General features: G+C 73.0%; 22 protein-coding genes. 5 read left to right on the top strand and 17 right to left on the bottom strand.

From position 1 onward, the window contains the following. Positions 1 to 62 precede the first annotated feature (62 nt). The gene (locus OCS65_RS14140) at positions 63 to 1,505 is read left to right on the top strand and encodes an alpha,alpha-trehalose-phosphate synthase (UDP-forming) (RefSeq protein WP_006947050.1); all 1,443 of its coding nucleotides are present in this window, start codon (positions 63 to 65) and stop codon (positions 1,503 to 1,505) included. Positions 1,506 to 1,651: 146 nt separating this feature from the next. On the opposite strand, the gene OCS65_RS14135 is transcribed toward OCS65_RS14140, so the two are convergent. The 11 genes from OCS65_RS14135 to OCS65_RS14085 all read right to left on the bottom strand — a co-directional run bounded on the left by OCS65_RS14135 (position 1,652) and on the right by OCS65_RS14085 (position 15,789). Continuing rightward, positions 1,652 to 1,801: a hypothetical protein gene (locus OCS65_RS14135; protein ID WP_006947049.1), complete on the bottom strand. Its 150-nt coding sequence runs from the start codon at positions 1,799 to 1,801 to the stop codon at positions 1,652 to 1,654. Between the two features lie 28 nt (positions 1,802 to 1,829). Further along, positions 1,830 to 2,291, bottom strand: coding sequence for an SRPBCC family protein (locus OCS65_RS14130; RefSeq protein WP_006947046.1), 462 nt, complete (start codon positions 2,289 to 2,291; stop codon positions 1,830 to 1,832). A gap of 44 nt (positions 2,292 to 2,335) precedes the next feature. Next, complete coding sequence (locus tag OCS65_RS14125; protein ID WP_006947044.1) at positions 2,336 to 3,829, bottom strand: glutamate synthase subunit beta; 1,494 nt, start codon at positions 3,827 to 3,829, stop codon at positions 2,336 to 2,338. Continuing rightward, positions 3,822 to 8,303: a glutamate synthase large subunit gene (gltB, locus tag OCS65_RS14120; protein ID WP_049904246.1), complete on the bottom strand. Its 4,482-nt coding sequence runs from the start codon at positions 8,301 to 8,303 to the stop codon at positions 3,822 to 3,824. The genes OCS65_RS14125 and gltB overlap by 8 nt, the downstream gene beginning before the upstream one ends. 228 nt (positions 8,304 to 8,531) lie before the next feature. Beyond that, positions 8,532 to 9,383: a TM2 domain-containing protein gene (locus tag OCS65_RS14115; protein ID WP_006947040.1), complete on the bottom strand. Its 852-nt coding sequence runs from the start codon at positions 9,381 to 9,383 to the stop codon at positions 8,532 to 8,534. Further along, positions 9,380 to 10,429 carry a prolipoprotein diacylglyceryl transferase gene (gene lgt / locus OCS65_RS14110; protein WP_029544047.1) on the bottom strand — a complete coding sequence of 350 codons (1,050 nt, stop codon included), beginning with the start codon at positions 10,427 to 10,429 and terminating at the stop codon, positions 9,380 to 9,382. The genes OCS65_RS14115 and lgt overlap by 4 nt, the downstream gene beginning before the upstream one ends. An 11-nt stretch (positions 10,430 to 10,440) precedes the next feature. Beyond that, the gene (gene trpA, locus OCS65_RS14105) at positions 10,441 to 11,250 is read right to left on the bottom strand and encodes a tryptophan synthase subunit alpha (protein WP_006936959.1); all 810 of its coding nucleotides are present in this window, start codon (positions 11,248 to 11,250) and stop codon (positions 10,441 to 10,443) included. Next, entirely contained in the window at positions 11,247 to 12,506 is a 1,260-nt protein-coding gene (gene trpB / locus OCS65_RS14100; protein WP_044475995.1) for a tryptophan synthase subunit beta, read from the bottom strand. Before trpB ends, trpA begins: the two co-directional genes overlap by 4 nt. 124 nt (positions 12,507 to 12,630) lie before the next feature. Further along, positions 12,631 to 13,440 carry an indole-3-glycerol phosphate synthase TrpC gene (trpC, locus tag OCS65_RS14095; RefSeq protein ID WP_006936963.1) on the bottom strand — a complete coding sequence of 270 codons (810 nt, stop codon included), beginning with the start codon at positions 13,438 to 13,440 and terminating at the stop codon, positions 12,631 to 12,633. A gap of 79 nt (positions 13,441 to 13,519) precedes the next feature. After that, the gene (locus tag OCS65_RS14090; RefSeq protein WP_006936966.1) at positions 13,520 to 14,209 is read right to left on the bottom strand and encodes a TIGR02234 family membrane protein; all 690 of its coding nucleotides are present in this window, start codon (positions 14,207 to 14,209) and stop codon (positions 13,520 to 13,522) included. Next, positions 14,206 to 15,789 (bottom strand): anthranilate synthase component I, encoded by a 1,584-nt coding sequence (locus OCS65_RS14085; protein ID WP_006936967.1) that lies wholly within the window; start codon positions 15,787 to 15,789, stop codon positions 14,206 to 14,208. The genes OCS65_RS14090 and OCS65_RS14085 overlap by 4 nt, the downstream gene beginning before the upstream one ends. A gap of 58 nt (positions 15,790 to 15,847) precedes the next feature. Between OCS65_RS14085 and OCS65_RS14080 the strand changes: the two genes are divergently transcribed. Continuing rightward, positions 15,848 to 16,318, top strand: a complete 471-nt coding sequence (locus OCS65_RS14080) for a peroxiredoxin (RefSeq protein ID WP_072635386.1) — start codon at positions 15,848 to 15,850, stop codon at positions 16,316 to 16,318. Between the two features lie 3 nt (positions 16,319 to 16,321). Here the strand turns inward: OCS65_RS14080 and OCS65_RS14075 are convergent, their stop codons facing one another. Then, positions 16,322 to 17,089 (bottom strand): dioxygenase family protein, encoded by a 768-nt coding sequence (locus tag OCS65_RS14075; RefSeq protein WP_037200939.1) that lies wholly within the window; start codon positions 17,087 to 17,089, stop codon positions 16,322 to 16,324. Positions 17,090 to 17,211: 122 nt separating this feature from the next. Here OCS65_RS14075 and OCS65_RS14070 point away from each other — a divergent pair, with 122 nt between their 5' ends. Then, positions 17,212 to 18,270 carry an NAD-dependent epimerase/dehydratase family protein gene (locus tag OCS65_RS14070; protein WP_231772789.1) on the top strand — a complete coding sequence of 353 codons (1,059 nt, stop codon included), beginning with the start codon at positions 17,212 to 17,214 and terminating at the stop codon, positions 18,268 to 18,270. Positions 18,271 to 18,349: 79 nt separating this feature from the next. Continuing rightward, positions 18,350 to 18,844 (top strand): MarR family winged helix-turn-helix transcriptional regulator, encoded by a 495-nt coding sequence (locus OCS65_RS14065; RefSeq protein WP_006936971.1) that lies wholly within the window; start codon positions 18,350 to 18,352, stop codon positions 18,842 to 18,844. 51 nt (positions 18,845 to 18,895) lie between these two features. On the opposite strand, the gene pepN is transcribed toward OCS65_RS14065, so the two are convergent. Together pepN and OCS65_RS14055 are read right to left on the bottom strand one after the other, a co-directional pair. Continuing rightward, positions 18,896 to 21,388, bottom strand: coding sequence for an aminopeptidase N (gene pepN / locus OCS65_RS14060; protein WP_263507163.1), 2,493 nt, complete (start codon positions 21,386 to 21,388; stop codon positions 18,896 to 18,898). 85 nt (positions 21,389 to 21,473) lie between these two features. Further along, the gene (locus tag OCS65_RS14055; RefSeq protein WP_029544072.1) at positions 21,474 to 21,653 is read right to left on the bottom strand and encodes a tautomerase family protein; all 180 of its coding nucleotides are present in this window, start codon (positions 21,651 to 21,653) and stop codon (positions 21,474 to 21,476) included. Positions 21,654 to 21,775: 122 nt separating this feature from the next. On the opposite strand from OCS65_RS14055, the gene OCS65_RS14050 reads away from it, so the two are divergent. Continuing rightward, a complete protein-coding gene (locus tag OCS65_RS14050; protein WP_006936980.1) occupies positions 21,776 to 21,925 on the top strand; it encodes a hypothetical protein in 150 nt (49 codons plus the stop codon). A gap of 72 nt (positions 21,926 to 21,997) precedes the next feature. Here OCS65_RS14050 and hisI read toward each other — a convergent pair whose 3' ends face one another. Genes hisI through OCS65_RS14035 form a run of 3 tightly spaced genes read right to left on the bottom strand, consistent with a single transcriptional unit; the run spans position 21,998 to position 23,939 of the window. After that, complete coding sequence (gene hisI, locus OCS65_RS14045; RefSeq protein WP_006936996.1) at positions 21,998 to 22,345, bottom strand: phosphoribosyl-AMP cyclohydrolase; 348 nt, start codon at positions 22,343 to 22,345, stop codon at positions 21,998 to 22,000. Continuing rightward, the gene (hisF, locus tag OCS65_RS14040; RefSeq protein ID WP_006936998.1) at positions 22,342 to 23,115 is read right to left on the bottom strand and encodes an imidazole glycerol phosphate synthase subunit HisF; all 774 of its coding nucleotides are present in this window, start codon (positions 23,113 to 23,115) and stop codon (positions 22,342 to 22,344) included. The genes hisI and hisF overlap by 4 nt, the downstream gene beginning before the upstream one ends. Continuing rightward, complete coding sequence (locus OCS65_RS14035) at positions 23,112 to 23,939, bottom strand: inositol monophosphatase family protein (RefSeq protein ID WP_185712783.1); 828 nt, start codon at positions 23,937 to 23,939, stop codon at positions 23,112 to 23,114. The genes hisF and OCS65_RS14035 overlap by 4 nt, the downstream gene beginning before the upstream one ends.

The raw sequence follows: 23,939 nt of genomic DNA, 5'->3' as shown, positions 1-23,939 counted from the left end.
ACGAGTTCGACGGCAGTCGCCGGAGCGACCGGCCCCGGTGTCGAGCAAGGAGGCGCGACGCGATGACCGCAGCGGACCTGGTGGTGGTGGCCAATCGGCTCCCCGTGGACTACGACCCGTCGGCCGACGACGGGCGCGGCGGGTGGCGCCGCAGCCCGGGCGGGCTCGTCACCGCCCTGGAGCCGGTGCTGCGCGCCGCCGACGGCGCGTGGGTGGGCTGGCCCGGCGCCCCCGACGTCGCCTTCGATCCGTTCACCGAGGACGGCATCACGCTGCATCCGGTCTCCCTCACCGAAGGCGAGGTCGCCGGCTACTACGAGGGATTCTCCAACGCGACGCTGTGGCCGCTGTACCACGACGCGATCGTCGCTCCCGCCTACGACCGCACGTGGTGGCGGACATACGTCGCGGTCAACCGCCGCTTCGCCGAGGCCGCGGCCGACGCGGCCGCCCCGGGCGCGACGGTGTGGGTGCACGATTACCAGCTCCAGCTCGTGCCCAAGATGCTGCGCGACCTCCGGCCCGACCTGAAGATCGGCTTCTTCCTGCACATCCCCTTCCCGCCCACCGAGCTGTTCCTGCAACTGCCGTGGCGCACCGCCGTCGTGGAGGGCCTGCTCGGCGCCGACCTGGTGGGCTTCCACCTGCCCGGCGGCGCCCGCAACTTCCTGTTCCTGGCACAGCGGCTGCTCGGTCTGCACACGAGCGCGCACTCCGACCTGGACTCGTGCGTGGGCACCGTCGACGTCGGCGACCGGCGGGTGCAGGTCGGCGCCTTCCCCATCTCGATCGACTCGGCCCACTTCGCCGAACGCGTCCGGTCCCCCCACATCCGCGAGCGGGCCGCGCAGGTTCGCGAGGAACTCGGCAACCCCGAGACCCTGCTGCTGGGCGTGGACCGGCTCGACTACACCAAGGGCATCGACATTCGGCTCGAAGCGCTGCACGAGCTGCTCGACGAGGGCACCCTCGACCCCGAGAAGGTCGTCATGGTGCAGCTGGCCACCCCGAGTCGCGAGCGCGTGTCCGCCTACGCCCAGTTGCGCGAGGACATCGAGCGCAAGGTCGGCCACCTCAACGGCGAGTACGGGCAGCTGGGCCGGCCGGTGGTGCACTACCTGCACCGGCCCGTCGACCGCGACGAGCTCATGGCCCTGTACAGCGCGGCGGACGTCATGCTCGTCACACCCCTGCGCGACGGCATGAACCTCGTCGCCAAGGAGTACATCGCCTGCCGGACCGACGGCACCGGTGCCCTCGTCCTGAGCGAGTTCACCGGGGCGGCCAGCGAGCTGCGCCGCGCTCATCTGGTCAACCCGCACGATCTCGACGCCGTCAAACGCGCGATCGTCATCGCCGCCACCGAGGAACCGGCGACGGCGGCGCGCCGGATGCAGTCCCTGCGCACCCAGGTGCTCCACCACGACGTCGACCGGTGGGCCAACGCCTTCCTCACGGACCTGCGCGCGAGCGGATCCGGCACCACCGCGGCCGCGAGCGCCTGAATCACAGCCGGGCGCGGGCTCGAAGCGGGGTCGGCGGCGCCGACGGAGGACGCCCTCGACCCCGGCACGCCGTGACCGTCGACAGCCCGTGCGACGGCGGAAGGGGCGATGCGGTTCGGCCGCATCGCCCCTTCCGGCCTCTGCGATCAGTCGTCGGTGGAGTTCTCGGCGGTGGGGTTCTCGGCGATTTCCGGGGCGTGCTCCCGAGTCGCCATGCCGCCGTTCCTGCCCTCGTCCACCGGGCCGGGCCGGCCCCCCTTGGGCCGGTTGCCGTCGGTCGGCTTCTTCTCCGTCACGGATTCTCCTTCGGCCGGAAGTCCACGGTCACGGGCCCGGACGATCGACCTCACCGCGCCATGCGCCGTCGGCGACGCCGCGTTCCTCGATGAACTGCTTGAAGTGCCGCATGTCGCTCTTCACGCGGCGATCGAGGAGGCCGAGCTTGTCGGCGACGTTCTCGAAGAAGCCCTCGGGGTCGATGTCCATCTGCGCGGTGACCCGCGTGGTGGTGTCGTCGAGCCGGTGGAAGGTGATCACGCCGGCGTGGTCCGGCCCGGCGTCGGACCTCCATGCGACGCGCTCGTCGGGATGCTGCTCGGTGATCGTGGCGTCGAACTCCTTCGTCCCGCCGGCGACCTTGACGACCCAGTGGGTGTGGGTGTCGTCGATCTGGCGGATCCGCTCGACGCCCTCCATGAAGCGGGGGAACTCCTCGAACTGCGTCCACTGGTTGTAGGCCGTACGGATCGGGACATGGACGTCGACCGACTCGGTGATCGTGCTCATGACGCTCCTTTCCTGCGGCGACCGGTGCGCCGCTCCCGGGTGGCCTACCCGGGCGGCCGAGCCGGGAAACGCCGGGGGTCCAGATGCAGCGACCGGGGATGGACCGGCGCCGGCAGCGTCGACTCGCCCGTGAGGAACGCGTCCACACCGCGCGCCGCCGCGCGTCCCTCGGCGATCGCCCACACCACCAGCGACGCACCGCGGTGGGCGTCGCCGCACACGAACACCCCCGGGGCCGAGGTCTGCCAGCGCTCGTCGCAGTCGAGAGTGCCCCGGACGCCGGGGGTCAGGCCGAGGGCGTCGAGGAGCGGTCCGCGCTGGACCCCCTCGAAGCCGACGGCGAGGAGGGCGAGGTCGCAGGGAATCTCGAAGGGGTCCCCGAGGGGGAGGCGGCGCGCGTCGACCTCGGCCAGTTCGAGCGCCCGCACCCGCCCACGGGAACCGACGAAGCGCTGCACCGTCACTTCGAACCGGCGGGTCCCGCCCTCCTCGTGCGCGGGCGCCGTTCGCAGCACCCACGGCGCGAGCGGCCACGGCGTGACGTCCTCGTCGCGGCGTCCGGGCGGCCGGGGCCGATAGTCGAGCTGGGTGACGGAACGCGCGCCCTGACGCAGTGCGGTGCCGAAGCAGTCGGCGCCGGTGTCCCCGCCGCCGACGATGACCACGTGCCGTCCGGCGGCGGTGAGGGCCGCGGGCCCGTCGCCCTCGCACTCGTGGTTGGCGGCGACGAGGTACTCCATCGCGGGGTGCACCCCGCCGAGTTCCCGCCCCGGGACGGCCAGGTCGCGGGCGCGGCCGGCCCCGACCGCGAGGACCACCGCGTCGAAGCCGGCCCGCAGCGTGGCGACATCCGGGTCGATCCCGGCCTCGGTGCCGGTGCGGAAGACCGTGCCCTCGGCGCGCATCTGCGCGAGGCGCCTGTCGACGAGGGCCTTGTCCATCTTGAACGCCGGGATGCCGTAGCGCAGCAGTCCGCCGAGCCGGTCGGCGCGCTCGAGGACGGTCACGGCGTGTCCGGCGCGGGTGAGCTGCTGGGCCGCGGCGAGACCCGCCGGTCCGGAGCCGACGACGGCGACGGATCTCCCGGTGCTGCGGACCGGGGGGCGCGGCGGCACGCGGCCGTCGACCCAGGCCCGGTCGGCGATCGCCCGCTCGATCCGTTCGACGGTCACGCCCGCGGTGTGGTCGTCCCGGGCGAGCACGCAGGCGGATTCACAGGGTGCCGGGCACAGCCGGCCGGTGAACTCGGGGAAGTTGTCGGTGGCGTGCAGCCGGTCGGCGGCCTCGGCCCACAGGTCACGACGCACCAGGTCGTTCCATTCGGGGATGAGGTTGCCGAGCGGGCAGCCGGTGCCGGCGCTGTGGCAGAAGGGGATACCGCAGTCCATGCAGCGGGCGGCCTGCTCCCGGATCGAGAGCGCCTCCTCGTCCGGGGGCTGCGCCCGGTGCACCTCCGCCCAGTCGCGGACGCGCTCGGCGGCGGGCCGGCGCGGCGGTTCGCGTCGGTCGTAGCGCAGGAATCCGCGGGGATCAGGCACCGTCGGCTCCCACCGGGGTGGGGCGCTCGCACGCCGCGGCGCGGACGCGGATCAGATCCTCGGGCACCACCGCGGTGAACCGGACCGCACTGCCGGGCCATTCGGCGAGGATCTCCCCGGCGACCGCCGATCCGGTGCGCGCGTGGTGGCGGGCGATCAGGTCACGCAGCGGAGCGAGGTCGCCGTCGTCGACGGGCTGCAGTTGCACGGAGGCGGTGTTGACGCGGCCGGGCTCGAGGTCGAGGACGTAGGCCAGCCCCCCGGACATGCCGGCGCCGAGGTTGCGGCCGGTGGCGCCGAGGATCACGACGCGGCCCCCGGTCATGTACTCGCAGGCATGGTCGCCGGTGCCCTCGCACACGGCGTCGGCGCCGGAATTGCGCACCGCGAAGCGCTCCCCCACCCGGCCGTGCAGGAACAACTCCCCGGAGGTGGCCCCGTACAGGACGGTGTTGCCGGCGACGATCTGCTCGTGCGGGTCGAACGGCGCGGCCGGGTCGGGGCGCACCACCACCCGTCCGCCGGACAGGCCCTTGGCGACATAGTCGTTGGCGTCGCCGGTGACGGTGACGGTGATGCCGACGGGCAGGAAGGCACCGAGGGACTGCCCGGCGCTGCCGTACAAATCGATCCGCACCGTGTCGTCGCTCAGGCCGGTGGGGCACCGTCGACCGGCGGTCCAGCCGAGCAGGGTGCCGACGGCGCGGTCACGGTTGGTGACGGCGGCGGTGAGATGCACGGGACGGCCGTCGTCGAGGGCGGGGGCCGCGCGGGCGATGAGGTCACGGTCCAGCGGCGCGTCGGGCGGTCCGGCGGCGGGGCGGGTGCGGCGGCGCTGCGGGGGTGCCCCGAGGGCGTCGGCCGGCGGGGTGAACAGGGGTGCGAGGTCGAGTCCCCGGCGACGCCAGTGCTCGAGTGCCGCGTCGGGTTCGAGCAGGTCGACCCGGCCGACGGCGTCGTCGAGGCGGGACAGGCCCAGCGCCGCGAGCCGCCGGCGCACGTCCCCGGCGACGAACCGGAAGAACTGCTCCACGAATTCCGCTCTGCCGGTGAACTTCTCCCGCAGTTCGGGGTTCTGGGTGGCGATGCCGACGGGACACGTGTCGAGGTGGCACACCCGCATGAGGATGCAGCCGAGGACCACCAGGGGCGCCGTGGCGAACCCGAACTCCTCGGCGCCGAGCAGCGCCGCGATCATCACGTCGCGGCCGGTGCGCAGCCCGCCGTCGCACTGCACGGTGATGCGGTCGCGCAGGCCGCTCAGCACGAGGGTCTGCTGGGTTTCGGCGAGCCCGATCTCCCACGGGGTGCCGGTGTGCTGCAGGGCGGTGAGCAGGGCCGCCCCGGTGCCGCCGTCGTGGCCGGAGATCAGCACCACGTCGGCATGGGCCTTGGCGACGCCGGCGGCGACGATGCCGACGCCGACGCCGCTGACGAGCTTGACGTGGATGCGGGCCTGCGGGTTGGCGCACCGCAGGTCGTGGACGAGCTCGGCGAGGTCCTCGATGGAGTAGATGTCGTGGTGCGGCGGCGGGGAGATCAGTCCGACGCCCGTGGTGGCGTGCCGGGTACGGGCGATCCACGGGTACACCTTGTGGCCGGGAAGCTGGCCACCCTCACCGGGTTTCGCTCCCTGCGCCATCTTGATCTGCAGGTCGGTCGCGTCGGCGAGGTAGGCGGCGGTGACACCGAAGCGGCCGCTGGCGACCTGCTTGACGGCGCTGCGGCGCAGCGGGTCACCGAGGCGGTCGGGATCCTCCCCGCCCTCCCCCGAGTTCGACCGGCCGCCGAGGCGGTTCATCGCGACGGCGAGGGTCTCGTGCGCCTCACCGGAGATCGAACCGTAGCTCATCGCCCCCGTGGCGAAGCGGCGCACGATGTCCTCCACCGGCTCGACCTCGTCGAGCGGGATCGGATCCGCGGCGACGGTGCGCAACAGCCCGCGCAGGGTTCCGCCCGCGGCGGCGAGCCGGTCGATCTCGGCGCAGTACCGCGCGTAGACGTCCGCCCGCCCGGTGCGGGTCGCGTGCTGCAGCAGGAACACCGTCTCCGGGGTGAACAGGTGAGGTTCGCCGTCGCGTCGATACCGGTAGACGCCCCCACTGTCGAGAGCCGTTTCGGCGCACCGGTTCTCGAAGGCGGTCCGGTGCCGGCGACGGGCGTCGCGGGCCAGGTCGGCGAGGCTCGCGCCGCCCAGCCGGGAGACGGTGCCGGGAAGATACGCGTCCACGACCTCGCGGGCAAGGCCGACGGCCTCGAATGTCTGCGCCGCCGTGTACGAGGCGAGGGTGGAGATTCCGAGCTTGGCCATCACCTCGCGAACCCCGGAGACGACGGCGCGCCGGTAGTTCGCCGCGGCCGTCGCCGGGTCCGTGCCGGGGATGCGCCCGGCGGCCGCGAGTGAGCGCACGGTGTCGAGGGCGACGTAGGGGCACACCGTCGCGGCGCCGAATCCGACGAGCGCGGCCACGTGGTGGACCTCGCGCGCATCCCCGGATTCGGCGATCAGCGCGACGCGGGTGCGCCGCCGCGTGCGGACGAGGTGGTGGTGCACGGCGGAGACGGCGAGCAGGGAGGGGATGGGGACGCGGTCCGGCCCGCAACCGCGGTCGGTGACGATCAGGATGCCCCGGCCGGCGTCGATGGCGGCGTCGGCGGCGCGGCGCAGGTCCGCGAGCCCGGCGGCGAGGGCCTCGCCGGGGTCGCCGCCGGCCGCGAAGTGCGCGGGCAGGACCCGGGAGGCGAGGTCCGGGCGCGGCCCGTCCGGGCCGAGTGCCGCGACGGCGGCGAGTTCGTCGGTGTCGAGGACCGGGCCGGGCAGCACCAGTTGCCGGCACGACTTCGGGGACGCGTCGAACAGGTTGTCCTCCGGGCCGGCGACGCGCCGCATCGAGGTGACGACCCGTTCGCGGATCGCGTCCAACGGCGGGTTGGTGACCTGCGCGAACAATTCGACGACGTAGTCGTAGAGCAGCCGGGGACGCGGCGACAGCACCGCGGGGGCGATGTCGGCGCCCATCGAGCCGAGCGGTTCGGCACCGGTCGCGGCCATCGGTTCGAGCAGCACCTCGAGGTCCTCGCGGGTGTACCCGAACAGCCGGTGCGTCCGGCCCTGGTCGTGGTCCGGGGCGGGGTGCCCGCCCGGGCGGGGCAGATCCGCCAGGTCGATCTGCCCGTCACGCAGCCACCGACCGTAGGGGTGGGCGGCAGCGAGGGTGTCGAGCAGTTCGTCGGGCGGCACGATGCGGCCGGCGACGGTGTCGACGAGGAGCATCCGGCCCGGCTCGAGTCGGCCCTTGTGCACGATGTGTTCCGGTGGCAGGTCGAGGATTCCGGTTTCACTGCCGAACAGGACGCGGTCGTCGGCGGTGCGGCACCACCGGCCGGGTCGCAGCCCGTTGCGGTCGAGCACGGCACCGAACAGCCGTCCGTCGGTGAAGGGCAGGCACGCCGGCCCGTCCCACGGTTCGAGCAGCGCGGCGTGGAAGCGGTGGAAGGCGCGTCGCCGGGGATCGAGGTCGGGCTCGTTCTCCCATGCGGGCGGGACGAGCATGGTCACCGCGTGCGGCAGCGAGCGCCCGGCGAGGTGGAGCAGTTCGAGGACCTCGTCGAGGGAGGCCGAGTCCGACATGTCGGGGGCGCAGACCGGGAACAACCGGGTCAGGTCGCCGGGCAGCAGGCCGGTGCGCAGGAGTCCCTCGCGGGCGTGCATCCGGTTGCGGTTGCCGCGGATCGTGTTGATCTCGCCGTTGTGGGCGCTGTACCGGAACGGTTGGGCGAGCCGCCACGACGGGAAGGTGTTGGTGGAGAAACGGCTGTGCACGAGCGCGATCGGGCTGGCGCAGCGCGGATCGCGCAGGTCGGGGAAGAACGCCGGCAACTGCTGTGCCGTGAGCATGCCCTTGTAGACGACGGTGCGGGCGGACAGCGACGGGAAATAGACGTCGCCGGTGTGCTCGGCGCGGCGCCGCAGCGGATACACCCGCCGGTCGAGGTCCACGCCGGCGGGCCGGACGCCGCCCGTGCGGGGGGCGGCGACGAACAGCTGGCTGATGTGGGGTCGGCACGCTCCGGCGGTGCGCCCGAGGCCGGACGGGTCGACGGGAACCTCGCGCCAGCCGAGGATCTGGAGATCCTCCTCGGCCGCGAGCGCGTGGATCCGCCGTCGCGCCGTCGCCCGGCGCCGCGGGTCGCGGGGCAGAAAGCACAGGCCGGTGGCGTAGTACCCCGGCGGCGGGAGTTCGAAGCCGGTGACGGCGTCGAGGAGCGCGGCGGGGACCGCGAGGGTGATGCCGGCGCCGTCACCGCTGGCGGGTTCGCGACCGCAGGCGCCGCGGTGGCCGAGGTTGCGCAGCGCGGTGAGTGCGTCGGCGACGGTGCGGTGGGTGCTGCGGCCGCGCAGGTCGACGATCGCGCCCACGCCGCAGGAATCCGATTCGCGGTCGGGGTCGTAGAGTCCGCGGGCCTCGGGCATCCCGGAATGCCGCACCGGTCCACCTCCACGTCGCCGGTGTGGCGGCGACGTCGCGCGTCGTCGGATGGGCGGCCCCGACGGGGTCGCCACGACGGGCGTGCGCTGCGGTATGGGTGGCCGGACCAGTTCCGCCCGACGATCGAACCGGGGATCGGTCCCGGTGGCGGCCAGTCTACGCGCGCGACGGCCCGCCGCGCGAGAGGCGCGACCGGCCGTCGGGTGGGTGGGTCAGGGCCGCAGCGGGCGGCCGTCGGAGTCGCGGACGCTGCCGGTGAGCATCATGATCCCGTCGATGACGGACCACACCCAGATCACCGGGATGATCACGAAGCCGACCAGGAGGATGGTCAGCAGTCCGCCGATCCACAGCCCCAGGAGCTGGATGAGGCCGACCGCGGTGCTTCCGAGGTAGAGCCGCCCGACCCCGCAGATCCCGACGAAGGGCAGCAGCAGCTGCAACAGGCCCGCGGTGGTCTTCGACTTGTCGGAGTAGGGCTCGCCCGTCGCCGGATCCCGTCCGTACGGCGCGGAGGGATCGCCGTAGGCGCCGTAGCCGGTGGGACCGTAGCCGCCGGTGGGACCGTAGCCCGGCCCGCCCGGGGACGGGTGCTGCGGCCCGCTCTGGAACTGCGGGTCGGGGGCCCCGTAGACGGGTCCGCTGCCGGCGTACTGCCCGCCGGTCGGCGCCTCGGTCCCGCCGGTGTGTGCGGTGCCGTACTGCGCTTCGCTCGACGGCGGTGGATAGCTCGGCGTGGTGCCCCAGCCGGGACCGTTGCCCATTCCGGAGTAGGTGTCCCAGCCCGGTCCGGCCGTGCCCCATGTGGGCGCGGTCGACTCGGTGGTGGGCGGCGGAACGGACAGCGACGCCTGGGCGGTCGGATCGTAGTCGGCGGTGCCGCCGAACGTGGGCAGCTCCGCGGTGGGGGCCGGCTCGCCGCCCTGCGGCGCGGCGCTCGACCCGGCAGCGGGGGCGGCCTCGGCGTCGGACTGTTTGCGCAGGTCCGGTCCGGCGGACGTCTCGTCCTTCTTCCGCAGATCCGGGCCCGTGGGGTCCGGGGATCCCGCGTCGGATGTGGTCACGACTTGTCCCCTCCGTTCTCGCTGCGCCTACCTGTCTCGACCTTACCGCCGGCCTCGGCCGATGCCACGGGCCCGGATGCGCCGTCCCGCTTCTCGTCGTCGGCCGCCCCACCGTCTCCGATCCCGTCGCCGGTTGCGGTGGCATCGGCTGCGGCCGCGGTGGCGCGGTGCGGGTGACGGGACTTCAGTTCCTCCGGCGCTTCGCGACCCTTGCGGGCGAAGACGACGTAGGCGACGGCGAGGACGAACACGATGGCGGAGGTGAAGGAATTGATCCGGATACCGGCGATCTCGGTGGCCGGGTCGGACCGCATGAGTTCGACGAAGAAGCGGCCCGCGCTGTAGCCGGCCACGTAGAGCGCGAACAGCCGGCCGTGTCCGATACGGAAGCGCCGGTCGACGAACACGAGCAGCAGCACGACGAGCAGGTTCCACACCAGCTCGTACAGGAACGTCGGATGCACCACCGCCGCGACCTGCCCGGTGGAGATCCCGTCGATCAGGTCCGGGCTGGTCTGTCCCGCGTCGTTGCGACGCTCGTAGATCTCGAGGCCCCACGGCACGGTCGTCTCCCGGCCGTAGAGTTCCTGGTTGAACCAGTTGCCGAGCCGGCCGATGGCCTGCGCCAGCAGGATCGCCGGGGCCACCGCATCACCGAGGGCGGGCAGCGGCACACCGCGGCGCCGGCACCCGATCCAGGCGCCGACGCCGCCGAGGGCGACCGCCCCCCAGATCCCGAGTCCGCCCTGCCAGATCTTCAGCGCGTCGACCGGGTCGGCGCCCGCGCCGAAGTACTTCTGCCAGTCGGTGGCGACGTGGTACAGGCGCCCTCCGATCAGGCCGAACGGCACCGCCCACACGGCGACGTCGAGGACGGTGCCCGGCTCACCGCCGCGGGCGACCCAGCGGCGGTCGCCCCAGAAGATCGCGACGACGATCCCGACGATGATGCACAGGGCGTAGGCCCGCAGCGCGATCGGCCCGAGGTACCACACCCCCTGCGGTGGACTGGGCAGATACGCCAGGACGGTAGCGGCGGCGGGCACGGCGGTGGAGGTCACGTGGCCACGCTAGCCGAGCGCACGCCCTCCGCGAGTTCCGTGGTGAGCGTGCGCAACGCATCGGGGCCCTGCGCCACGGCGGCCACCAGCGCCGAGCCGACGATCACCGCGTCCGCGTAGGCGGCGATCTGCGCGGCTTGTTCCCGGGACCGCACGCCCAGGCCGACACCCACGGGGATCTGCGAGTGCTCCCGCACCCGGGCGACGAGTTCGGGCGCCATGTCGGAGACGGCGTCGCGGGCGCCGGTCACGCCCATCGTGGAGGTGGCGTAGACGAACCCGCGGCAGGAGTCGACGGTCATGACGAGCCGCTCGGCGGTCGACGACGGGGCGACCAGGAAGATGCGGTCGAGCCCGTGCCGGTCCGCCGCCGCGATCCACTGCTCGGCCTCGTCGGGGATGAGGTCCGGGGTGATGATCCCCAGTCCCCCGGCGGCAGCGAGGTCGCGGGCGAATTCGTCGATCCCGTACTTGAGGACGATGTTCCAGTAGGTCATCACGACGGCGTGGCCGCCGGCCGCGGCGACGGCCTCGACGACGCGGAACACGTCCCGCACCCGGAAGCCCGCGGTGAGCGCCTCGTCGGCGGCGGCCTGGATGGTGGGTCCGTCCATCACCGGGTCGCTGTAGGGGATGCCGACCTCGACGATGTCGCAGCCGGCCTGCACGAGCGCTTCGAACGCCTCGATCGAGCGCGGCAGGTCGGGGTACCCGGCGGGCAGGTAGCCGACGAGCGCGGCGCGGTTCTCGGCCTTGCATCGGGCGAAGACCTCACCGAGGCGGGACTGCGGCTGCTGGGCGCTCACTGCGCGGATCCTTCCGTCGTGTCGGAGGTGGCGGGGTCGGCGGGAAGGAGCCCGAACCACCGCGCGGCGGTGTCGACGTCCTTGTCGCCCCGGCCGGACAGATTGACCAGCACGACGGCGCCGGAGCCGAGTTCGCGGCCCAGCTTCAGGGCCCCGGCGACGGCGTGCGCCGACTCGATGGCGGGGATGATGCCCTCGGTGCGCGAGAGCAGCGAGAACGCCTCCATGGCCTCGGCGTCGGTGACGGGCCGGTAGTCGGCGCGGCCGATGTTCTTGAGGTAGGAGTGCTCGGGTCCGACGCCGGGGTAGTCCAGGCCGGCGGAGATCGAGTGCGACTCGATGGTCTGGCCGTCCTCGTCCTGCAGCAGGTAGGAGTAGGCGCCGTGCAGCGCGCCGGGCGTGCCGCCGGTGATGGTGGCGGCATGCCGCCCGGTTTCCACCCCGTCGCCGCCGGCCTCGAAGCCGACCAGGCGGACACCGGGGTCGTCGATGAAGGCATGGAAGATGCCGATGGCGTTGGATCCGCCGCCGACGCAGGCGGTGACGGCGTCGGGCAACCGGCCGGTGAGCGCCTGCACCTGCGCGCGCGCCTCGAGGCCGATGATGCGCTGGAAGTCGCGCACCATCATGGGGAACGGGTGCGGGCCGGCGGCGGTGCCGAAACAGTAGTAGGTGTTGTGGGCATTGGTGACCCAGTCGCGCATGGCCTCGTTGATCGCGTCCTTGAGGGTGCGCGAACCGCTGGTCGCGGCGACGACCTCGGCGCCGAGCAGGCGCATCCGGGCGACGTTGAGGGCCTGCCGCTCGGTGTCGACCTCGCCCATGTAGACGACGCAGTCGAGGCCGAGCAGGGCGCAGGCGGTGGCGGTGGCGACGCCGTGCTGCCCGGCACCGGTCTCCGCGATGACCCGGGTCTTGCCCATCCGCTGGGCGAGCAGGGCCTGCCCGAGCACGTTGTTGATCTTGTGAGAGCCGGTGTGGTTGAGATCCTCGCGCTTGAGCACGATCCGGGCGCCGCCGGCGTGTTCGCTCAGCCGCTTGGCCTCGTACACCGGGGAGGGCCGGCCGGTGTAGTCGCGCTGCAACCGATCGAGTTCGTCGAGGAATCCGTTGTCGACCCGCGCCTTGTCGTATTCGGCGGTGACCTCCTCGATCACCGCCATCAGCGCCTCGGGGACGAACCGGCCGCCGAAGACCCCGAAGTGGCCGCCGGGGTCGGGTTCGTGCGCGGTGTGCTCGGCCACTGCGGCGCTCATGCGGGGCAGACCGCGGCCCTTGGCGGAAAGTACGGGATCGTCTGTGCTCACCCGTCCAGTCTGCCCCAACGGCGGCCCCGGCCCGTCGCCGGGTCCGGCCCGTCGGCGCCGCGCCGGAATGCGGTCAGCGTGCGGGCTTCGGGCAGGACGGATGGGTGCCGGCGGTGACCAGTTCGGCGACCGCGTGGCGCGGGTCGCCGCTGGTCACCAGTCCCTCGCCGACGAGCACCGCGTCGGCACCCGCGCCGGCGTAGGTGAGCAGGTCGGAGGGACCGCGCACGCCGGACTCGGCGATCTTGACGACCTCGGTCGGCAGTCCCGGCGCGATGCGGGCGAACGTGCTCTTGTCGACCTCGAGGGTCTTGAGGTTGCGGGCGTTGACCCCGATGACGGTGGCGCCGGCCTCGAGGGCACGGGTCGCCTCCTCCTCGGTGTGCACCTCGACGAGCGCCGTCATGCCGAGAGATTCGACGCGGTCGATCAGCGACGTCAGCACGGGCTGCTCGAGCGCGGCGACGATGAGCAGCACGATGTCCGCGCCGTGGGCACGCGCCTCGTGGATCTGGTATGGGCCGACGATGAAGTCCTTGCGCAGCACCGGGATCCGCACCGCGCGCCGCACGGCGTCGAGATCGTCGAGACTGCCCTGGAAGCGGCGCTGCTCGGTGAGCACGCTGATCGCGCGGGCACCGCCGGCCTCGTAGGCCTTGGCGAGTTCGGCGGGGTCGGTGATGTCGGCGAGCGCCCCCTTCGACGGGCTGGCCCGCTTGACCTCGGCGATGACGGCGATTCCCGGCTCGAGCAACGCGGCCTTGGCGTCGATCGGCGGGGGCGCGGCGGCAGCGGCGGCCTTGACCGCGGCGAAGTCGAGGACCGCCTCCCGGGCGGCGACGTCGGCGCGCACCCCTTCGAGTATCGAGTCGAGAACTGTCATCGTGGCTCGAAGTCCTTTCGCCCCTGTCAATCCGATGTGAGAAAACTCATCGGAGTTTCTTGAAGAGTAGTGTGCGCGCTCACCGGCCCGTGCGGCGGGTCCCCGAATCGTCGGCGCCGCCCTCTCCCCCTCGATCGGCGGCCGGGTCGTCGGCGACGTCCACCGTGGGGTCCTCGCCCGCGTCGAGCGCGTCCCACAGGGTGCGTTCGGTGACCGGCTCGTCGGCGGTGTCCCGGCGGGTGGTGGCCTCGCGGCGGGCGGCCGGGCTGTCGTACTTCGACGACAGTCCGGCCTCGGCCCGCGGGGTGCGCCACAGCTGCACGGCGGCGGCCAGCGCGGCCACGGCGCCGGCGAGGGCGAGCGCGGCCGGCCCGGCCGCGACGGTGAGGGAGGTGACCTCGGCGCGTGCGGGCAGCTCCGCGATGCGCGCCGCGGTCGCGTCGTCGGCGCCGCCGGCGAGCAGCCCCACCGCCGGGACGGCGGCGGCGACCGCGACGACCGCGACGAGCACGGCCAGTATCCGCAGCGCCCATCCGCGCACCGCGAACGACGCCGCGACGGCCGCCAGCAGCGTCAGCGCGAGCGGAGTCAGCGCCGCCGCCCAGGTGCCGCCGACGAGGGTGGTGACCCGGTCCTCGCCGAGGCCGTCGGAGGACGTGACGGTCACCCAGGTCAGGCGGCTCGCGCCCCACAGCGCGACGGCGCCGATCGCGAGCAGCAGCGCGGCGACCGCGCCGGCCCGCCGCCGGGGCGCGCGGGTGGCGCTCACCTGCGGTCCCCCTCGTACGGGGTGAGGGTGCCGGCCGCGGCGACGGCGGAGAGCACGGCCATGGCCTTGTTGCGGGCCTCGGTGTCCTCGTAGACCGGATCGGAGTCGGCGACGACGCCGGCACCGGCTTGCACGTAGGCGACGCCGTCCTTGACCAGGGCCGAGCGGATGGCGATGGCGGTGTCGGCGTCGCCGGCGAAATCGAGGTAGCCCACGATGCCGCCGTAGATGCCGCGGCGGGTCGGCTCGAGTTCGTCGATCAGTTCCATCGCCCGGACCTTGGGCGCGCCGGACAGGGTGCCGGCGGGGAAGCACGCGGTGACCGCGTCGAGGGCGTGCCGGCCCGCGGCGAGGCGGCCGGTGACGGTGGAGACCAGGTGCATGACGTGGCTGTAGCGCTCGATGTGCCGGTAGTCGTGGACCTTGACGGTGCCGGGCTCGCACACCCGCCCGAGGTCGTTGCGGCCGAGGTCGACGAGCATGAGGTGCTCGGCGTTCTCCTTCTCGTCGGCGAGGAGGTCCTTCTCGAGGAGGATGTCGTCCTCCTCGCTGGCGCCGCGCCAGCGCGTCCCGGCGATGGGATGGGTGGTGGCGACCCCGTCGGCGACGGTCACGAGCGCCTCCGGGCTCGAGCCCACGATGGAGAACGCCGTGCCGCCGGAGCCGTCGGGGACGTGCATGAGGAACATGTACGGACTCGGGTTGGAGGCGCGCAGCATCCGGTACACGTCGATCGGCGCCGCGTGACAGTCGATCTCGAAGCGCTGGGACAGCACCACCTGGAACGCCTCGCCGGCCTCGATCTCGCCGATGAGCCGGCGCACGTCGGCGCCGAAGCTCTCGGTCGTGCGCTGGCGCCGGTAGTCGGGGGCGGGCCGGGCGAACGTGGAGACGGTCGACGGGGCGGGCGCGGCCAGGGCCGCCGTCATCCGGTCCAGCCGGGCCACCGCGTCGTCGTAGGCCTCGTCGACGCGTTCGTCGGAGCCGTCCCAGTTGACGGCGTTGGCGATGAGCGTGATCGCACCCTCGTGGTGGTCGACGGCGGCGAGGTCGGTGGCGAGCATCATCACCGTCTCGGGAATCTGCAGGTCGTCGACGGCGTGCTCGGGCAGCCGCTCGATCCGTCGCACGACGTCGTAGCCGAGGTAGCCGACCATGCCGCCGGTCAGCGGCGGCAGGCCGTGCAGCCGCTCGGTGTGCAGCAGCTCCAGGGTCCGGCGCAGCACGTCGAGCGGGTCGCCCCCGGTGGGGGCGCCGGCGGGCACGTGGCCGTACCAGGTGGCCTCCCCGTCGACGACGGTGAGCGCGGCCGGGCTGCCGGCGCCGATGAACGACCACCGCGACCACGACCGGCCGTTCTCGGCGGACTCGAGCAGGAAGGTGCCGGGCCGGTCGGCGGCGAGCTTGCGGTACGCCGACAGCGGGGTCTCCGCGTCGGCGAGCACCTTGCGGGTCACCGGAACGACGCGGTGCTCGGCGGCGAGCAGCCGGAACTGCTCGCGGGTGGTGGTGGAGTCGGGTCGGCCGCCCTCGGTGAGGTCGGGGGCCGCTGCGGGGATGGTGGTGGGCTCGCCGGACATGGCGCCCATCATCCCAGGGCCTGCCGCGGCGGGCGCGGCCGCGGTAGCGTCGCCGGACATGAGAGCCGGTGACATCGCCCCCGATTTCACGTCGAGCGACCAGGACGGCCGTCCGCGGACGCTGTCCGCGCTGCTGGCGGACGGGCCGGTGGTGCTGTTCTTCTACCCGGCCGCGTTCACCCCGGTCTGCACGGCCGAGGCGTGCCACTTCCGGGATCTGGCGGCCGAGTTCGCCGCCGTCGGCGCCACCCGGGTCGGGATCAGCACCGACCCGGTGGACCGGTTGGGCGCGTGGTCGACGCGGCAGTCGTTCGACTACCCGCTGCTGTCCGATCCGGACGGCGCGGTGGCGGCGCAGTTCGGGGTGCGCCGGGGGCTGCTCGGCCGGCTCTCGCCGGTCAAGCGGACCACCTTCGTGCTGGACACCGACCGCACCGTCCTCGAGGTGATCGCCAGCGAGGTGCGCCCCGGCGTGCACGCGGATCGCGCGCTCGCGGTGCTGCGGGCCCGGCGCGCGAGCCGGGACTGACGGTCAGTCCACCTGGACGGAACGCTTGGCCAGGCCCATCCAGAACCCGTCGATCACCTGCCGGGGCGCCTGCTCCGGGTCGCTCGACGCGCCGAGGGTGACGAACAGCGGGGCGAAGTGCTCGATCGTGGGGTGGGCGTACGGCATGCCGGGCGCCCGGGTGCGGAAGTCGAGCAGGCCGTCGACGTCGCCGGCAGCGAGCCGCTCGGCGGCCCAGGCGTCGAACTCGGCGGACCAGCCGGGCGCGACGGCCTCGGGGCGCGGGTCGCGCAGGAACGGCAGGCCGTGCGTGGTGAAGCCGGAGCCGATGACGAGCACCCCCTCCTCCCGGAGCGGGCGCAGCCGCCGGCCGAGCGCGAGCAGGCGCTGCGGATCGAGGGTGGGCAGCGAGATCTGCAGGACCGGGATGTCCGCGTCCGGGTACATGACGGTGAGCGGCACGTACGCGCCGTGGTCGAGACCGCGGTGTGGCTGCTGCACGACCGGTTCGCCGTCGGGCATCAGCGCGGCCACCTTGCGTGCGAGGTCGGGGGCGCCGGGCGCGGGGTAGGTGACCTCGTAGAAGCGGCGGGGAAAGCCGCCGAAGTCGTACACGAGCGGGGTGCCGGTGGTGGTGGCACCGATGGTCAGCGGCGCGGACTCCCAGTGCGCGGAGACCACGAGGATCGCGGTGGGGGTCGGCAGGTCGGCGGCCCAGCGTTGCAGCTGCGCCACCCACGTCGCGCTGTCGACCAGGGGCGGTGCGCCGTGGCTGAGGAACAGGGCGGGCATGGGGCTCACACGGACTCCTAAGGTTGAAGCTTCAACAATACTACCCGATACAGCACCGGCACCGTCCGAAATGTTCCCGGCCTGCGGGGATGGATCGGCGCGGGCGCGGGTATCCGCCCCCCATGACCGGAACAGAGGGCCTGAAGGTGGTCGTCACGGGCGCGACCGGAAACGTGGGCACCAGCGTCACGGCGGCGCTCGGCGCCCAGGACGCAGTCGGATCGGTGGTCGGCATCGCCCGCCGCCCCACCGACTGGCGCTGCCGCAAGACCGAGTTCGTCGTCGCCGACGTCGCCGACGACGACCTGCACGAGCTGCTGCGCGACGCGGCGGCCGTCGTCCACCTCGCCTGGCTCTTCCAGCCCACGCACAAACCCGAGATCACCTGGCGCAACAACGTGCTCGGATCGATCCGGGTGTTCGAGACCGTCGCCGAGGTGGGCGTGCCCACCCTCGTCCACGCGTCGTCGGGCGGCGCCTACTCGCCGGGACCGCAGGACGAACGGGTCGACGAGCGCTGGCCCACCCACGGCTGGCCCGGCGCGGCGTACCCGCGGGAGAAGGCGTACCTCGAACGCTGGCTCGACACGTTCGAACTGCGGCACCCCGACATCCGGGTGGTCCGGATGCGTCCCGGATTCCTCTTCAAGCGCGAGTCCGCGACCGCGCAGCGCCGGTTGTTCGCCGGGCCGCTCCTCCCCGGCCGCCTCGTCCGGGCCCTGCCGGTCGTCCCCCGCACCGCCGGACTGCGGATGCAGGTCCTGCACACCGACGACGCCGCCGACGCCTACGTCCGGGCCGTGCTCCGGCCGGTGCGGGGCGCATTCAACCTCGCCGCCGAACCCCCCGTCGACGCCGAGGTCCTCGCCGAGATCCTCGGCGCCCGCACGGTGCCCGTCCCGCCGGCGGCGCTGCACGCGGCCGTCGCCGCGGCCTGGCACGCACGGCTCGCCCCCGCCTCCCCCGGCCTGGTCGACACGGTGCTGCGGCTGCCGCTCATGGACTGCACCCGCGCCCGCACCGACCTCGAGTGGATTCCCCGGTTCTCGCCGCGCGCCACCCTCGAGGAGTTCCTCACCGGGCTCCGCGACGGCGCCGGGCTGCCGACACCGCCGCTGGCGGAGGACAGCGTGGGCCGCCGGCTGCACGAGGTCGCCACCGGCATGGGACAGCGCCCCTGACCGCCCGCCCCGACGGACGCCCGGCGTCCCGCGCCGGCCGTCCCGATAGGGTGGACGATCGAGAAAGGACGGTGCATCAGTGGGCTCCGCACAGATCGACGACACCGAGTGGCTGACCGCATCCCAGCAGCGGGCCTGGCGGAAGCTGGTGGCGCTGATCACCCGCCTGCCGGCCGCGCTGGACACGCAGCTGCAGCGCGACTCCGCGCTCACCCACTTCGACTACTCGGTCCTCGCCGAGCTGTCCGAGGCACCCGAGCGGCGGCTGCGGCTGTCCGAGCTGGCACAGCTGTCGAACGCGTCGCTGTCCCGGCTGTCGCACGTGGTGACCAAGCTGGAGAACGCCGGATGGGTGTGCCGCCGGAGCGTGCCCGGCACGCGCGGCTCGTACGCGGTGCTCACCGACGCCGGCATGACCAAGCTCGTCGAGGCGGCACCCGGTCACGTCGCGACCGTCCAGGCCCTGGTGTTCCAGGGCCTCGACGACGATCAGGTCGCCGCGCTGACCGACCTCGGTACCGCGCTGCTCACCCAGCTCGACAAGGGCATCGCCGCCGGTACCGGGAAGGCCTGACCGGGCAGGGTGCACCCCCGCTGTGGCCGCGGCCGCTCACCCGTCGAACCCTCACCCGTTGAAACCCCGGGCCCGCAGATCGCGGGCCAGATGGTCGCGCTGCTCGATCACCAGGCGCCGCAACGCCGCCGGGGCGTCGGCGTGCGCGTCGAGCCACCGGTCGCACGGCCCGAGCGTGTTTCCGGCGGGGAACAGACCGACCACGATCCGGCGCGCGATCTCGATGCTGCGCTCGGACCACACCGCCCGGAGCGCGACGAAGTAGTCGTCGTCGTACGGGGCGATCAGATCCCGGTGCGCCCCGGCCCGGAACCCCGCGATGGTGGCGTCGAGATGCTCGTTCGACAGCGCCGTGTCGGAGAAGACCGCACTCCAGGCCTGCGCCTTGACCGCGGCGAGCGGTCGCGCGGCCAGGGCGCGCAGGTGCGCGGCCCGTCCGGAACCGGTGTCGTCGCGGGCGAGTTCGCCGTCGAGATCGGCCGGCTCCGCGTGCCCGGTCGCCGCCAGCGCGGTCCACATCTGCCAGCGCAGATCCGGGTCCAGCGGCAGCCCCACGGGTGCCGGACCGGTGCCGTCGAGGATCGCGCGCAGGTCGGCGGCGTGGGCGTCGTCGACAGTGGCGGCCGCGGCGACCGCGCGGGCCCAGGCGAGCTGCTCACCCGATCCCGGGGTGGCGGCGAACACGGCCGTCCATGCCGCCTCGAGCCAGACGCGACGCTGCCGGGACCGGCTCGCGGCGGGCAGAAAGTGCTCGATCGCGTAGGGTGCGTTCGCCAGCAGTGCGGCCAGCAGGGCCGGATTCGGTTCGGCCACCGCGAATCCGCGGACCATGGACAGGTACCGCGCCGCGGTCAGCTCGCTGTCGCGGGTGGCGTTCCACAACGCCGACCAGATCAACCCCCGGGCCAGCGGGTCGACGACACGATCGAGCGAATGCTCCACCGTCTCCAGCGACCGCGGGTCGAGCCGCACCTTGGCGTAGGTCAGGTCGGCGTCGTTGAGCAGGATCAGCGGCGCGGCCACCGACTCGATCGGTGTGCGCTCGGCCTCCAGGTCGACCTCGACCCGCTGCCGGCAGACCAGGTCGCCGGCCTCGTCGAAGTCGTAGTGGCCCACAGCCAGCCGGTGGGGCCGCGCCGGCGTCTGGACGATCGCGGACCGTCCCTCCCCCGCGTCCTCGAGCATCAGGGTCGACACGCCGGTGGTCTGCAACCAGGCGCGCGCCCACCCCGAGAGGTCTCGTCCCGAGGTCGCCGACAACTCGGTGAGCAGATCGGCGAGGGTGGTGTTCCCGAAGGCGTGCCGGCGGAAGTAGCGCCGTGCACCCTCGAAGAAGGCGTCCCGCCCCACGTACGCGACGAGTTGTTTGAGGACTCCCGCGCCCTTCGCGTACGTGATGCCGTCGAAGTTCAGTTTGGCGGCCTCGAGATCGACGATGTCGGCGACGATCGGGTGGGTCGTGGGCAACTGGTCCTGCAGATAGGCCCAGGCCTTGCGCCGATTGGCGAAGGCGACCCAGGCGTCGGTCCACTCGGTGGCCTCGGCACTGACCAGCGAGCCCATGTAGTCGGCGAACGACTCCTTGAGCCACAGGTCGTCCCACCACTTCATGGTGACGAGGTCCCCGAACCACATGTGGGCCATCTCGTGCAGGATCGTGTTCGCGCGGGCCTGGTACTGCGCGGCGGTGGCGGCTCCGCGGAACACGTACGCCTCGGTGAAGGTGACGCACCCGGGGTTCTCCATGGCACCGAGGTTGTATTCGGGGACGAACACCTGGTCGTACTTGCCGAACGGGTAGGGGTAGCCGAAGTGGTCGGCGTAGAAGTCCATTCCCTGCCGGGTCACCTCGAAGATCGTGTCGGCGTCGAGGTACCGCGCCAGGGAGGCGCGGCACAGCACGGCGAGCGGCACGGCGAGTTCGTTCCGGCTCCAAGAAGATTCGGCGTGGTGGTACGGGCCCGCCACGATCGCGGTGATGTAGGTGGAGATCGGCAGCGTCGGTGCGAACACCACCTTCTGCGCGTCGCCGATCGACTCGCGTTCGGCGACATGCTGATTGGACAGCACCTGCCATTTCGCCGGGGCGGACACGACGAACGTGAACGGCGCCTTCAGATCCGGCTGCTCGAAGCACGCGAACACCCGTCGCGCGTCCGCGGGTTCGTACTGCGTGTACAGGTAGGTCTGCCCGTCGGCCGGATCGACGTACCGGTGCAGGCCCTCACCGGACCGGCTGTACTCCGCGGCGGCGACGACGGTGACGACGTTGTGCTCACGCAGGCCGCTCAGCGCGATGCGCGCGCCGTCGTAGCGGACGGGCACCGGCTCGCCGTTGAGCACGACCGACTCGACGCCGGCGCCGAGGAAGTCGAGCCACGTCGCGTCCGCGGCTGCCGTGAACTCGAGCGTCGTCGTGGTCGCGAAACAGGTGCTCCCGGCATCCGGGGCGCCGCGCAGGTCGAGTTCCACCCGGTAGCTGCGGACCGTCACCGCCCGGGAACGCTCGGCGGTTTCGGCTCGGGTCAGATTCGCGGACGCCATACGCCGATCCTGCCAGGATCCGCTCGCCGAGATCGACGGCCGGCAGCGCCCGTCGCGGGGCGCCCTGTCCCGGGGGCGGTGCACCTCACCCGAGCGGGACACCCCCGACGCCCCACTGCTCCCGCGGCACCTCGGTGATGGTCACCCACACCGACGTCGCATCCTTGCCGGTTGCCTCGGCGTAGGCCTTGGTCACCGCCTCGATGGTGGCGCGCTTCTGTTCGACGGTGAGACCGGGGGTCTGGCTGATCTGGATGAGAGGCATGGGGAGATTGTGCCGCACCGCCGACGGAGCGGGCACCGGGAGGTGTAACGAAACAATCCGGTCGGTCGATTTGGTTCACGACCGCCGTTCACGACCTGCCTCGCCTCTCGGAAGGATGCAGCATGGGATCCTCGGAACTGTTCACGGAGTTCGTCGGTTGGGCCGCAGAAGGTTTCCTCACGGACGATCCGATCCGGTCCGCCATCGGCACCGTCGTGTACCTCGGCCTGGGTCTCTGGAGCCTGCTCACCGGCGCGCCGATCGTCATCTGACGCCCGCGACACCGCCGGTGTGTCCTTTGGGCGGCTGGAGCCGCCCAAAGGACGCACCGGCGCCGAAGGCGCCTACTCGCCGGCGAGCAGGACGTCGGCGTCGAAGCACGTGTGGGTGCCGGTGTGGCACGCGGCCCCGACCTGGTCGACGACGAGCAACACCGTGTCGCCGTCGCAGTCGAGCCGCACCTCGTGCACGTACTGGGTGTGGCCGGAGGTCTCGCCCTTGACCCAGTACTGGCCGCGCGAACGCGAGAAGTAGGTGGCGGTACGGGTCTCGAGGGTACGGGCGAGCGCCTCGTCGTCCATCCACGCCATCATCAGCACCTCGCCGGTGGCACGTTCCTGGGCGACGGCGGCGAACAGCCCCGCCTCGTTGCGCTTGAGCCGCGCCGCGATCGCCGGATCCAGCCTGCTCATCGCACCTCGATCCCCTCGGCGCGCATCGCCGCCTTGACCTGCGGGATGGTGAGTTCCCCGAAGTGGAACACGCTGGCCGCGAGGACCGCGTCGGCGCCGGCGTGCACGGCGGGGGCGAAGTGCTCGACAGCTCCCGCGCCGCCGCTGGCGATCACCGGCACGTGCACCGCGGCGCGCACCGCCTGGATCATCGGCAGGTCGAAGCCGGACTTGGTGCCGTCGGCGTCCATCGAGTTCAGCAGGATCTCCCCCACGCCGAGTTCCGCGCCGCGGCGTGCCCATTCGACGGCGTCGATGCCGGTGCCGCGGCGGCCGCCGTGCGTGGTGACCTCCCATCCCGACGGGGTGTCCTCCTCGCCGTCGGGCACGGTGCGGGCGTCGACGGACAGCACGATGCACTGCGACCCGAACCGCTCGGACATCTCGCGCAACACCTCCGGGCGGGCGATGGCGGCGGTGTTGATGCTGACCTTGTCCGCGCCGGCCCGCAGCAGCCGGTCCACGTCCTCGACGGTGCGGACGCCGCCGCCGACGGTGAGCGGGATGAACACCTGCTCGGCGGTGCGGCTGACCACGTCGAGCATGGTGCCGCGATCGCCGCTCGACGCGGTGACGTCGAGGAAGGTCAACTCGTCCGCGCCCTGCAGGTCGTACGCCGCGGCGAGTTCGACGGGATCACCGGCGTCGCGCAGGTTCTCGAAGTTCACCCCCTTGACGACGCGGCCGGCGTCGACGTCCAGACACGGGATCACCCGGACTGCCAGGGTCATGGAATTCGGTCCTCCTCGGGGACGGGACCGGGAAGCGATCCCACGATGTCGAGTATCTCCTCGTGCACGCCGGGGGCGCCGGCGACCACAGAGCCGGAGCCGATGCGCCAGGGCTTGCCGGCGAAGTCGGTGGCGAGACCACCGGCCGCCCGCACCAGGGCCACGCCGGCGGCGTTGTCCCACGGGTGGTGCCCGAAGACGACGGCGGCGCCGAGCACCCCGGCCGCCGTGTACGCCAGGTCCACCCCGGTGGAACCGTGCATGCGCAGGCGCGACACCCGGCGGCTCAGCTCGGTGATGACCTCGAGCCGGCGCCGGCCCGGGATACGCCCGCGGCTGTCGATGTCGAAGCTGCCCACGCCGACCATCACGTCCGCCAGCGCCGCCGGCTGCAGCGGCGGCTGGGGACGACCGTTGCGCAGCAGCGGCCCGTCCGCGGCGGCCGCGAACCGGTCGCCGACGAACGGCAGCCAGGTCAGCCCGAGGATCGGGTCGCCGTCGCGGACGAGTGCGAGCAGGATTCCGGCGGTGGGCAGCCCGGCGGAGTAGTTGACGGTGCCGTCGATCGGGTCGAGCAGCCACACCGTGCCCGAATCGGCTTCGGGACCGCCGAACTCCTCACCGTGCACGGCAATGCCCGTGCGCCGCTCCAGTTCCGTGGAGATGCGCCGTTCGAGTTCGAGGTCGAGGTCGGTGGCGAAGTCGTTGGGCCCCTTGTCCACCGAGCGCGGCGCGCCGCGACCGGCGACGAAACGCTGCGACGCCGCGTCGAGCACCTCACCGGCGACGGCGAGCAGGCTGGACAGATCGGCGGGCGCGGTCAT

The organism is Rhodococcus aetherivorans (assembly GCF_025722975.1).
Lineage (GTDB): Bacteria > Actinomycetota > Actinomycetes > Mycobacteriales > Mycobacteriaceae > Rhodococcus > Rhodococcus aetherivorans.
This window is presented reverse-complemented; position numbering and strand designations above follow the sequence as displayed.

Bases quoted from the DNA above. Each gene is read 5' to 3' on its own strand.
- OCS65_RS14140 (WP_006947050.1), top strand. From the start codon at position 63: ATGACCGCAGCGGACCTGGTGGTGGTGGCCAATCGGCTCCCCGTGGAC.
- OCS65_RS14130 (WP_006947046.1), bottom strand. From the start codon at position 2,291: ATGAGCACGATCACCGAGTCGGTCGACGTCCATGTCCCGATCCGTACG.
- gltB (WP_049904246.1), bottom strand. From the start codon at position 8,303: ATGCCCGAGGCCCGCGGACTCTACGACCCCGACCGCGAATCGGATTCC.
- trpB (WP_044475995.1), bottom strand. From the start codon at position 12,506: ATGAGCGCCGCAGTGGCCGAGCACACCGCGCACGAACCCGACCCCGGC.
- trpC (WP_006936963.1), bottom strand. From the start codon at position 13,440: ATGACAGTTCTCGACTCGATACTCGAAGGGGTGCGCGCCGACGTCGCC.
- OCS65_RS14085 (WP_006936967.1), bottom strand. From the start codon at position 15,789: ATGTCCGGCGAGCCCACCACCATCCCCGCAGCGGCCCCCGACCTCACC.
- OCS65_RS14080 (WP_072635386.1), top strand. From the start codon at position 15,848: ATGAGAGCCGGTGACATCGCCCCCGATTTCACGTCGAGCGACCAGGAC.
- OCS65_RS14075 (WP_037200939.1), bottom strand. From the start codon at position 17,089: ATGCCCGCCCTGTTCCTCAGCCACGGCGCACCGCCCCTGGTCGACAGC.
- OCS65_RS14070 (WP_231772789.1), top strand. From the start codon at position 17,212: ATGACCGGAACAGAGGGCCTGAAGGTGGTCGTCACGGGCGCGACCGGA.
- pepN (WP_263507163.1), bottom strand. From the start codon at position 21,388: ATGGCGTCCGCGAATCTGACCCGAGCCGAAACCGCCGAGCGTTCCCGG.
- OCS65_RS14055 (WP_029544072.1), bottom strand. From the start codon at position 21,653: ATGCCTCTCATCCAGATCAGCCAGACCCCCGGTCTCACCGTCGAACAG.
- OCS65_RS14050 (WP_006936980.1), top strand. From the start codon at position 21,776: ATGGGATCCTCGGAACTGTTCACGGAGTTCGTCGGTTGGGCCGCAGAA.
- hisI (WP_006936996.1), bottom strand. From the start codon at position 22,345: ATGAGCAGGCTGGATCCGGCGATCGCGGCGCGGCTCAAGCGCAACGAG.
- hisF (WP_006936998.1), bottom strand. From the start codon at position 23,115: ATGACCCTGGCAGTCCGGGTGATCCCGTGTCTGGACGTCGACGCCGGC.
- OCS65_RS14035 (WP_185712783.1), bottom strand. From the start codon at position 23,939: ATGACCGCGCCCGCCGATCTGTCCAGCCTGCTCGCCGTCGCCGGTGAG.